Origin of the sequence: uncultured Amnibacterium sp., from assembly GCF_964245895.1 — a bacterium.
Classification (GTDB): Bacteria; Actinomycetota; Actinomycetes; order Actinomycetales; family Microbacteriaceae; genus Amnibacterium.
The window spans coordinates 1-10,448 of the sequence record NZ_CAXTOQ010000125.1 but is presented as its reverse complement, the minus strand read 5'-3'; the positions used below and the strand labels follow the sequence as shown (position 1 = coordinate 10,448).

Genomic DNA, 10,448 nt, shown 5'->3' with positions numbered 1-10,448 from the left:
ATCCACCGCCGTGCCCGGGCCGCCGAGTACGAGCCCGCGGTGAAGCCCGAGGTGCACCTGCCCGAACTCTGGTAGCGCCGGAGGCGGAGAGGACCCGGGTCCTCTCCGCTTGACCACCGCGTCCGCGCTCCCACTCGACAATTCCAATCTGTAAAGGAGCACCATGCGGATCGCCAACCTCGCCAACCGGGCAACCCTGGTCAGCGGAACGATCGGTCTCGACGTCGAGGAGGCCAGCGACGGCCGCTTCGGCCCAGACCCGGAAGGGGTGTGGAGCGACTGGGCGGCATTCGCGGCATGGGCGTGCACCCTGGACGTCCCAGGACATCCCGATGCCCAGCCCTTCGAAGAGCGCGATCTGCTCGCACCGGTGCCGCGCCCGTCTCAGGTGTTCGCGATCGGTCTGAACTACGCCGATCATGCCGTGGAAGCGAGCATGGAGCTGCCGGAGAACCCCCTCGTGTTCACGAAGTTCCCGTCCAGCCTCACCGGCGCCGAGGCGACGGTGCGGCTGACGGGCGACCGGGTGGACTGGGAGGCAGAACTCGTGGTCGTAATCGGCCGAGGCGGCCGGAACATCCCGAAGGACGAGGCGTGGGACGCGGTGGCCGGACTAACGGTCGGGCAGGACATCAGCGACCGGACGGTGCAGAACTGGGGCAAACCGGCGCAGTTCAACTTAGGCAAGTCGTTCGAGAACTACGCGCCGACCGGACCGGCGGTCGTGACGCTCGACGAACTCCGGTCCGCGGGTCACGATCCCGCCGCACTCCGCATCCACTGCGAGATCGTGGACGAGGCAGGCGGAGCGCCGCGCACGCTGCAGGACGGCACAACGGCGGACCTCATCTTCCCCGTCGACGAACTCGTCGCACGACTGTCGACGATCGTCGAGCTGCGGCCCGGCGACATCGTCTTCACCGGAACGCCATCCGGAGTCGGCCTCGGTCGCACGCCGCAGGTGTTCCTGCGGCCCGGCCAGCGGCTCATCACCGAGATCGAGGGGCTCGGCACGATCCGCCAGACCTTCACCGTATGACGCCTGAGACGGCGGGTATGGACTGGGCGCCGGAGTCTGCGGAGAACAGCATGCAGATCCTCTACGACATGCTCCGGGACCGGATCCTCACCGGTACGCTCGAGCCGGGGTCGGTGCTGTCGCAGGTCCAGCTCGCCCGACAGTTCGGCGTCAGTCGGACACCGCTGCGCGAGGCGCTCCGAAGACTCCTTGCGGAGCACCTGGTCAGTGGAGACTTCAATCGCCGGATGCGGGTGTCGGAGCTGAACCTCGACGATCTCGACCAGATCTACGCGATGCGCATCGCGCTGGAGCCGCTCGGTGTCGCCTCGACGCTGGCCCGCATCACCCCCGCGCAGCAGGCGGCGCTCTCGGACAGCGTCGACCGGATGCAGGAAGCGATCGACCGCCTCGACCTCGAAATGTTCCGCCGCGAGCACAGGACCTTCCACCTCGGCCTTACGGCGGGTGCCGGCACCCGGCTACACGCTGCCCTCGGCGATCTCTGGGATCACTCGGAGCGATATCGGCTCGCCTACCTCCAGCACGACTACGGCGAACCGGACAGCGCATCGGCCGACCGCCTGCGCACGTCGCAGTCGGAGCATCGCCGGATCCTCGACGCCGCACTCACCGGCGATGCAGCTGCATGCTCCCTGGCCCTCGTGGCGCACCTCCGACGCACCGTCGACGTGGTGTTCCGCGAGTCGACCCTGGTCCCGCGTCCGCGCGTGGTCGGCTTCGCCGTAGCGGCGCGAGCCGGCGAGTAGCCGACGCTCACGGTCACCGTCTCTGGTCGGCGTCGGAGACCACGCGCACCGCCGCGAGGCGCGAGATCGCGCGGGCGACGGTGATCACCGCGGGGCGGATCGCCACCGGATCGAAGGATCCCGACGCGGCGACGACGGACACCGCAGCGATCGCGTTCCGCCCCCCGTCGAACACGGGCGCAGCGACCGATGACGCCGCCTCCGGCACCGCTCGGGCGTTCGTCGCAGATCCCTCCTGACGGATCTGCGCGAGTCGGTTCCGCAGCTCCCTGCTCGACACACTGACGTGCTCCGGCTCGATCGTCAGATGCTGACTGAGGACCGATTCCTGCAGGTCGGCGTCGGCGTGGGCGAGCAGCACCAGGCCGACGCCGGTGGAGTGCAACGGGACGCGCTCCCCGACGCGGTAGAGGATGCGAGCCGCGCGTCGGGCGGACAGCCGTTCGATGATCATCGCCTCGGAACCGGTCCGGACAGCGAGGAGCACATGCTCCCCCGTCGCGCGGTGCAGGTCCTCCATGAAGGGCAGCGCGAGCGCACGCAGGCCGTGCCCGCGAGGAGCGAGCGCAGCCACCTCGAGCAGCGTCAGCCCGATCGCGTACCGTCGTTCTTCGTCCCGCTCGAGGGCTCCGACGGCGACGAGCTGCCGGACGATCCGCAGCGTCGTGCTGAGGGGCGTGTCGCTGCGAGCGCTCAGCTCGCTGAGCGTCAGCGGCACGCCGTCGAAACACCGCAGCAGCCGGAAGGCGCGGTGCAGCACCGGCTCGCTCGTCGCCCACTGCGTCTCGTCCGGTTCCCGGTCGGTTCCCATGACGCGATTCTGCCGCTCAGCGGCATTGCCGCCCATGTCCGCAGTGGGCGACCAGACGATGTCGCTGCTCGACTTCGACGAAGAAAAGGGGCGTGGTGGTCCAGATACAGGTCCTGATCGCCGGTGGCGGTCCTGCCGGCCTCGCGGCGGCCGCAGAGCTGGCGCTGCACGGTGTCGCCAGCACGGTCGTGGAGCCCCGACCGAGCGTCTCCATGGATCGCCCTCGGGCGAAGACCACAAGCGTGCGCACAATGGAGCACTTCCGGCGCTGGGGCGTGGTGGACGCGGTCCGTGCGGCGGCGGCGCTGACCCCGGATTGGTCGGACCGGGTCGTGTTCTGCTTCACGGTCACCGACGACGTCCTCACTTCGTTCTCGAACGTGTTCGGTCTCGGCCCCGAGACCATGCTCGTCTCCCCCGAGTTCGGCCAGCAGATCCCGCAGCCCGTCGTGGAGCGGGTGATGCGCGACCACCTCGCCCGGTCGCCGCTCGTGACGATGATCTACGGCAGCACCGTCACCGCCCTCATCGAGGCTGTGGACGGGGTGACCGCGACGGTCACCAGCGCCGACGGCGACGAATCCACGATCCACGCGGAGTACGTGCTCGGTTGCGATGGCGCGGCGGGTGTAGTGCGGAAGGCGATCGGGGTGCGCTATGTCGGCGGCTCCGATCCGCGGCCGAACTTCAACGTGCTGTTCCGAACCGATGAGCTGAACCCGCCGATGGGCGACGCGGTCCACTATTGGGTGGTCGGAGGCGGATCGCCGTGCGTCATCGGGCGTCTCGACCTCGACGGGCTGTGGTGGCTGATCGCGCCGGGAGTGGAGTACTCCGACGGCAGTGCGCGCATCGCTCAGATGCTCACCGACCTCGTCGGCCACCCGATCGCCCACGAGGTCGTGTCGACGGACAGCTGGACGGCGCGCTTGCTGGTCGCCGAACGCTTCCAGACCTCGCGTGTGTTCCTCGTCGGCGAGAGCGCACACCTCAATCCGCCGTGGGGTGGGCACGGATACAACACCTCGATCGGGGACGCGGTGAACATCGGCTGGAAGCTCGCGGCCGTGCTGCAGGGCTGGGCGGCACCCGACCTGCTGGACAGCTACGAGACGGAACGGCGACCGGTCGCCGAGCAGACGATCGCCATCGCCCGAGCGAACATGCGCTCCCTCCCCCTGGACTTCGCGGCGCAAACCGACAGAGCCGTGCTGGCAGAGGCGATTCAGTCGAGCAAGGACTCGGAGTTCCACAGCCTCGGACTCGTGCTCGGCTACCGCTACTCGAGCGACGGCAGTACCGATCCGGTCCACTACACACCGAGCACGGATCCCGGCTCCCGGCTCCCCCACGCGCGCTACCGAGACGGCCGGTCGCTGTTCGACGCGCTCGGTCCGGGATACACCCTGATCGCACCGGAGGGGGACGACGTCGAACCGATCCGGCAGCAGGCCGCCGGTCTCGGCATCCCCCTGACCGTCATTGCGCCACCAGAGGACTACCCGTGGCGCGGCCAAGCGCTGCTCGTTCGGCCGGATCAGCACGTCGACCTGCGCGCGGCCTCCGCAAACGGCATCGATCTGCGGGACGCCCTCGCGTTGCGGAACACCGTGACCGAGCGGCGCGCCGAAGCGGTGCGCGCATGACGACGACATCGTCGATCACTGACGTACGAGTCTTCGACGGGACCGGATTCACCGGCCCGACCACGGTGCAGATCGACGGGGACTCAATCGTCTCCATCGCCGAGCCGCCCGCCGGCACGATCATCGACGGACACGGCGGGGCCCTCCTACCCGGCCTCATCGACGCCCACGTGCACGTCGATGACGTGGCCGACCTCGAGGCGCTCCTCGCCGCCGGGATCACCACCGTGCTCGACATGGCCAACCGGTGGCCCGAGGTCACTCGCGCGCTCCAGGAGCATTCGGGGCTGCCATACCTGCTCGGGGCGGGCATCCCAGCGAGTGCGCCTAGGGGAGCCCACACGAGCAAGATGGGGTTTCCGGCCGACAGCGCCGTGGCCGACGCCGACGATGCCGCCCGCTTCGTGGCCGACCGTGTGCGCGAGGGGTCGGACTACATCAAGATCATCGTCGAGGATCCGCGGATGCCCGGCACCGCGTCCCTGCCTGTGGAGACGATCGCGGCCATCGTCGTCGCTGCGCACGGCGCCGGGCTGCTGTCTGTCGCTCACGCCGTCACTTCGACCGCGTACGGGCTCGCGGCCGACGCCGGCGTTGACGTGCTTACCCATGCGCCCCTCGACCGCGGTCTCACCCCGGCCGAAGCATTCGCGCTGGCCGGCCGAGGCGCAGCCCTCCTGCCAACGCTGACGATGCTGGAAGGCACAGCGAAGGTCGTCACGGCCGGGCGCGTCTTCCGGCTGCTGCGGCGCCTGCGAATCGCGCCGCCCGTCGGGTACGCGAACGCAAAAGCCAGCGTCGCCACGGCAGCGGCGGCGGGCCTGACGATCATTGCCGGCACCGACGCGAACAATGATGCGGGTGCACCGTTTCATCCTGTGCACGGACCCTCGCTCCACGACGAGCTCGAGCTGCTTGTCGACGCCGGACTCAGCCCGGTCGAAGCCCTGACCGCGGCGACCACCACCCCGGCGCGGGTCTTCGGACTCGCCGACCGCGGCGTGATCGAGCCCGGACACCGAGCCGACCTCGTACTCGTCACGGGCGACCCGTCGACCGACATCCGGGCCACCCGCGCGGTGTCGGACGTCTGGCTCGGCGGACAGCACATCCCCCGACCCTGAGCCCGGCCCGCCCGGACGGACCCGCAGTACCCATCACTCGAAGGAGAGCAACCATGGCGCACTCGATCTCGCTGTCCACCCCGCTCGGCACCGTGACCGGCATCGAGGAGGGCGGCGACGCCGGCACACCGCTGCTCGTCTGCATCCCCGGCGGCAGCTACAACTCGCACTACTTCGACGTGAAGGGGCACTCGCTGCTCGCCGCCGCGCACGACCAGGGGTTCTCGATCGTCGCTCTCGACCGTCCCGGCTACCAGGGCAGCGACCCACTGACCGGCGAGATCACCTTCGCGAAGAATGCGGAGGTGCTGAACGCCGCGGTCGCCGAGCTGTGGAAGCAGTACTCGGACAGTGCGACGGGCGTCGTGCTGATCGGCCACTCGATGGGAGGCGCGATAGCCATCCACATGGCCAGCCAGGAGCACTCCTGGCCACTGCGCGGTATCTCAGCCACGTCCATCCACACCGACGCCCCCGACCAGGTCACGCAAGCCTGGAACTCGATCCCCGCCGACGCGACCATCCCGTTCTCCAAGGAGCAGCGGATCCAGTTCATGTACGGCCCCGAGGGCACCTGGGACCCCGAGGTCGTCGACCACGCCGAGATCGCGACGGACCTGATCCCGGTGGCCGAATTGCTCGAGGTCGTCGGGAACTGGACCACCGACTTCGCCAGGCTCGCATCCGAGGTGACGGTCCCCGTGCACTACGCACTCGCCGAGCACGAGGGGCTCTGGATCTCCACGGACGACGGGGTGCAGGCGTTCGCGGCCGCGTTCACCGCGTCCCCATCGGTAACCGCCGAGCGGGTGACCGGATCGGGCCACAACCTCGACCACCACCACGCCTCCGGCGAGTTCCACGAGCGGCAGCTGGCCTTCGCCAGGACCGCCGCCGCCTGAGGCCGCCGACCCGACCGGCCCGCGTGCCGGTCGGGTCCGCGTGCCGGACTGGTCAGGACTCGCGCACCAGGCCCCGCAGGACCGCGACCACCCGCTCCGCCATCAGGCGCTTCCCCGCAGCCGGGTCCAGCTGGGCGACCGCGGCCTGCATGACCACGTCGATATAGACGCCGACCACGATCGACGCCAGCGCACCGGCGGGAACCACGAGAGTGGCGCCTGCGGCCTCGGCCCGCTCGGAGAACCGGGCCGCGAGCTCGTCCGTCACCGTCGCGAACAGCCGGTCGAACCGCTGCATTACCTCCGTGTCCCGACCCCGAATCGCGTGCAGGCGGAACTCCGTGACCACCATCACCCACTTGAGGTCGTCCTCCTCGCCCTGGACACGCATCAGATCCAGCAGCCGGTCGTCGTCGCCGCCGAGCCCCTCGAAGAAGCTGGTGATCGTCGCCGCCTGGTCGAGGGTGCCGAGGCGCCGATCGAGGCTGCGCTCGATCAGCGCCAGGAACAGCTCTTCCTTGCTGCTGAAGTTGTAGTAGAACGCACCGCGGGAGAAACCGGCGCGCTCGCTGATCGCCTCGACCGTTGATGCCGCGAACCCCTCCTGAGCGAAGGTGTCGAACGCGGCGTCGAGCAGTCGTTCCCGGGTCCGCGCGCTGCGCGAGGTGGCGTGCAGCGGGGCTGCTGTGTCAGTCACCGGGTCCACCTCGATCCGATCGCTCGCCTCGAAGATTTTACCCACCGGCCGGGCAATTTGTCATACAACATTGTATTATTCAGATCTGTATGTTCCGGTCCGGCTGAATCGGGCCATGTCCCGAGGGGTCATCTGTGTCGTCATTGCTCTACTCGCTCGGTCGCTGGTCGTTCCGCAACCGGCGCCGGGTACTCGCCATCTGGATCCTTGTGGTGGTCCTCGCAGGTGGCGTGATGGGCGTGCTCAGCCGCGGTACGGACAGCGTGATCACGATTCCGGGTACCGAGTCGCAGAACGCGCTCGACGCGCTCGCGAACACGTTCCCGGAGGTGAGCGGCGGCAGTGCGCAGGTGGTCGTCGTCGCTGCGAAGGGCCGGCACGTGACCGATTCGGCCTACCGGTCGGGCATCGCCGCCGAGTTGAACAACGTCGAGCGGATCACGGGGGTCGACGCCGCCGGTTCGCCGTACGACACGACGGTCAAGGGCGCGATCTCAGACGACCGGACCGCGGCCGTGATCTCGGTGCAGCTTACCGAGGACAGCAGCCACGTCACGGACACGACCAGGGAGGATCTGCTGGCGACGAAGGCCGCCTTCCTGCGGCAGCTGCCCGCCGGCACTACGGTCGCGGTCGGCGGCAGCGTCTTCGCCACCCAGGACTCGGGCGGCAGCATCACCGACACGATCGGGGTGCTGGTCGCGTTCTTCGTGCTGTTCTTCGTGTTCCGATCGTTCCTCGCCGCTGGCATGCCGCTGCTCGCCGCAGTCCTCGGCGTGGGTGTGTCCACCCTGCTGATCTATGCGGCGACCGTGTTCGGCGGCGTCTCCTCGACGGCCCCGGCGCTGGCGCTAATGCTGGGCCTCGCCGTCGGCATCGACTACTCCCTGTTCCTGATCTCGCGCTACCAGGAGCTGCTGCGGGGTGGGCTCTCCCCCGACGACGCCGCACCGCAGGCGACGGCCACCGCGGGCTCGGCCGTCGTGTTCGCCGGCATCACCGTCGTGATCGCCCTCGTGGGACTCTCCATCGCCGGCATCCCGTTCCTGACCGTGATGGGCATCGCCGCCGCCGGTGCCGTCGCGCTCTCGGTGACGATCGCCCTGAGCCTGACGCCCGCGCTGCTCGGGTTCGCCGGATCACGCCTCTATCCATCGCGCCGAACCGTGGCCCGGGCGGCACGGCGGAACGCGAAGCCCCGCCGGAACCGCGGTGAGCGGGTCGGCCTCGCGTTCCGCTGGGTGCGCGCCATCACCCGCTTCCCGATCGTCACCGTGCTGGCCGTGATCGTCGCGCTCGGTGCGCTCGCGACGCCCGTCCTGACGATGCAGCTGGGCATCCCGGACGCGGGCTCGAAGCCCACGAGCACCCAGGCGCGGCGAGCCTACGACCTCATCTCCAACCACTTCGGGCCGGGGGTCAACGGTCCGCTGCTCGTGACCGGGACCATCGTGCAGAGCGACGATCCGGTGACGCTGGTGAACCGGATCGGCGCCGAGATCCGGGCGATGCCCGGCGTGCAGAGCGTGCCGCTCGCGACCCCCAACCGCACCGCCGACACCGGCATCATCCAGGTCGTGCCGACCACCGGCCCCAACGATCCGGCGACCGCGAAACTGATCACCGCGATCCGGGCGCAGCACGACCACTTCGAGGACGAGTACGGCGTCGATCTGTCGGTGACCGGTGCGGCGGCGGTCGGCATCGACATCTCCGACAAGCTCGGCGGTGCGCTGCTGCCGTTCGGCGGCTTCGTCGTCGGACTGTCGTTCATCCTGCTGATGATCGTGTTCCGCTCGATCGCGGTCCCCATCAAGGCGACGCTCGGCTACCTGCTGTCCGTCGTGGCCGCCTTCGGTGTCGTGTCCGCCGTGTTCGTGCACGGCGTCGGCGCCGACCTGATCGGCGCGACCCCCGGCATCGTCATCAGCTTCCTGCCCATCCTGCTGATGGGCATCCTGTTCGGTCTCGCGATGGACTACGAGCTCTTCCTCGTCTCCCGGATCCGGGAGGAGTACGTGCACAGCAGTGGCGACGCGCACGCAGCCATCGAGCGCGGGTTCGTCGGATCGTCCAAGGTCGTCACGGCCGCCGCGGCGATCATGTTCTCCGTCTTCGTCTCGTTCGTCCCCGGCGGCGAAGGCGCCATCCAGCAGGTCGGCGTCGGTCTGGCCGCAGGCGTCGTGATCGACGCGTTCATCGTGCGGATGACCCTCGTCCCCGCGGTCCTCGCCCTGCTGGGCCGGAACGCCTGGTGGCTGCCGAAGTGGCTCGACCGCCTGCTGCCCGATCTCGACGTGGAGGGCGAGGCGATCCGCCACGAGCTCAACCTGGCCGGGTGGCCCGCCCAGGACATGGCGATCGCGGCGCGCGGCCTCCGCCTCGACGGGGTGCACGAGCCGGTCTTCTCCGGTGTCGACGTCCAGGTGCCCTGGGGCGGCGCGTTCGTGGTCGAGTCGAGCGATCCCGCCCGGGCTACCGCCCTGCTGCTCACCCTCGCCGGCCGCATAAAGCCGGATGCCGGCGACCTGAAAGTGGTGGGCGACGTGCTGCCCAACCGGGCCGGTGCAGCGCGCCGCCGGATCGGACTCGCGATGCTCGCCGGCTCGGACGACCCGCTCGAGGCGGTGCGGCAGGCGTTCGGACCTCGCTCCCGGGTGGTCGTCATCGACGGCCTGGACACGGTGATCGACGCCGAGGTGCGTACCGCCATCGCCGAGCTCATCGAGACGGCGACGACCAGGACCCGCTCAGGCGGAGCGCCGCTGACGCTGGTCGTCAGCACGACACCCGGCTACCAGATCCTCGAACTCCTCCCTCCCGGCCCGCAGCCGGTGACCCGGCTCGCCGTCGCCGGGTCCGCCTCCCCCGCCCGCACGCTGAAAGCAGTGACGTCACGATGAGGACACTCACCCTCGAACGCACCACCGGCACCAAGCGCGCCGGGCTGCTGACCGTGATCGGCCTCGCGCTGATCCCGGTGACCGCCGGCGGCGTGCTGCTGCTGAGTCTGAACGGCTCGTCCGAGCGGCTGAAATCGGTTACCGCCGCGATCGTGAACGAGGACGCGGGCGTGCAGCTGGATGGCAAGTCGTTACCGCTCGGCCGACAGCTGGCAGGCGAGCTCGTCAGCGGAACCACGCACGGCAGCAGTGCCGCGTCGAACTACACCTGGGTCCTGACGAAGAAGGCCGATGCGGCGAGCGGGCTGGAGGACGGCCGGTACACCGCGGTGGTCACCATCCCGAAGGACTTCACGAAGGCGGCGACGTCCTACTCGAACGCCGACACCGTCGAGCAGGCGACCATCCAGGTGGCGGCATCGGACACGCAGCGGGTCGCGGACGGTGCGATCAGCAGTGCGCTCACAGACACCGCGACCGGCCTGCTGGGCCGCGACCTGACCGAGGGCTACGTGTCGAACGTCTATCTCAGCTTCAACACGCTGAACGGCTCGCTCGGCGACGCGGCCACCGGCGC

9 protein-coding genes are annotated in these 10,448 nt (G+C 69.5%); 7 read left to right on the top strand and 2 right to left on the bottom strand.

Annotated elements, in window-relative coordinates; genetic code table 11:
• The first annotated feature begins 163 nt into the window (after positions 1-163).
• Both ACFE60_RS14525 and ACFE60_RS14520 read left to right on the top strand, forming a co-directional pair.
• Positions 164-1,039 carry a fumarylacetoacetate hydrolase family protein gene (locus ACFE60_RS14525; RefSeq protein ID WP_375389579.1) on the top strand — a complete coding sequence of 292 codons (876 nt, stop codon included), beginning with the start codon at positions 164-166 and terminating at the stop codon, positions 1,037-1,039.
• Positions 1,040-1,089: 50 nt separating this feature from the next.
• Positions 1,090-1,788 (top strand): GntR family transcriptional regulator, encoded by a 699-nt coding sequence (locus ACFE60_RS14520; protein WP_375389578.1) that lies wholly within the window; start codon positions 1,090-1,092, stop codon positions 1,786-1,788.
• Positions 1,789-1,801: 13 nt separating this feature from the next.
• Here ACFE60_RS14520 and ACFE60_RS14515 read toward each other — a convergent pair whose 3' ends face one another.
• Entirely contained in the window at positions 1,802-2,599 is a 798-nt protein-coding gene (locus ACFE60_RS14515; protein WP_375389577.1) for an IclR family transcriptional regulator, read from the bottom strand.
• Positions 2,600-2,691: 92 nt separating this feature from the next.
• Here ACFE60_RS14515 and ACFE60_RS14510 point away from each other — a divergent pair, with 92 nt between their 5' ends.
• Genes ACFE60_RS14510 through ACFE60_RS14500 form a run of 3 tightly spaced genes read left to right on the top strand, consistent with a single transcriptional unit; the run spans position 2,692 to position 6,271 of the window.
• Entirely contained in the window at positions 2,692-4,245 is a 1,554-nt protein-coding gene (locus ACFE60_RS14510) for an FAD-dependent monooxygenase (protein WP_375389576.1), read from the top strand.
• Complete coding sequence (locus ACFE60_RS14505; protein WP_375389575.1) at positions 4,242-5,369, top strand: amidohydrolase family protein; 1,128 nt, start codon at positions 4,242-4,244, stop codon at positions 5,367-5,369. The genes ACFE60_RS14510 and ACFE60_RS14505 overlap by 4 nt, the downstream gene beginning before the upstream one ends.
• Before the next feature lie 53 nt (positions 5,370-5,422).
• On the top strand, positions 5,423-6,271 hold the full coding sequence (locus ACFE60_RS14500; RefSeq protein ID WP_375389574.1) for an alpha/beta fold hydrolase: 849 nt from the start codon (positions 5,423-5,425) through the stop codon (positions 6,269-6,271).
• A gap of 52 nt (positions 6,272-6,323) precedes the next feature.
• On the opposite strand, the gene ACFE60_RS14495 is transcribed toward ACFE60_RS14500, so the two are convergent.
• The gene (locus tag ACFE60_RS14495; protein WP_375389573.1) at positions 6,324-6,968 is read right to left on the bottom strand and encodes a TetR/AcrR family transcriptional regulator; all 645 of its coding nucleotides are present in this window, start codon (positions 6,966-6,968) and stop codon (positions 6,324-6,326) included.
• Between the two features lie 134 nt (positions 6,969-7,102).
• Here ACFE60_RS14495 and ACFE60_RS14490 point away from each other — a divergent pair, with 134 nt between their 5' ends.
• Entirely contained in the window at positions 7,103-9,871 is a 2,769-nt protein-coding gene (locus ACFE60_RS14490) for an MMPL family transporter (protein WP_375389572.1), read from the top strand.
• Positions 9,868-10,448 (top strand): YhgE/Pip domain-containing protein (locus ACFE60_RS14485; protein ID WP_375389571.1); only part of this gene is annotated, 581 nt, incomplete at its 3' end. The genes ACFE60_RS14490 and ACFE60_RS14485, both read left to right, overlap by 4 nt.

Coding starts and splice junctions, on each gene's coding strand:
- ACFE60_RS14505 (WP_375389575.1), top strand. CDS start 4,242: ATGACGACGACATCGTCGATCACTGACGTACGAGTCTTCGACGGGACC.
- ACFE60_RS14520 (WP_375389578.1), top strand. CDS start 1,090: ATGCAGATCCTCTACGACATGCTCCGGGACCGGATCCTCACCGGTACG.
- ACFE60_RS14515 (WP_375389577.1), bottom strand. CDS start 2,599: ATGGGAACCGACCGGGAACCGGACGAGACGCAGTGGGCGACGAGCGAG.
- ACFE60_RS14525 (WP_375389579.1), top strand. CDS start 164: ATGCGGATCGCCAACCTCGCCAACCGGGCAACCCTGGTCAGCGGAACG.
- ACFE60_RS14500 (WP_375389574.1), top strand. CDS start 5,423: ATGGCGCACTCGATCTCGCTGTCCACCCCGCTCGGCACCGTGACCGGC.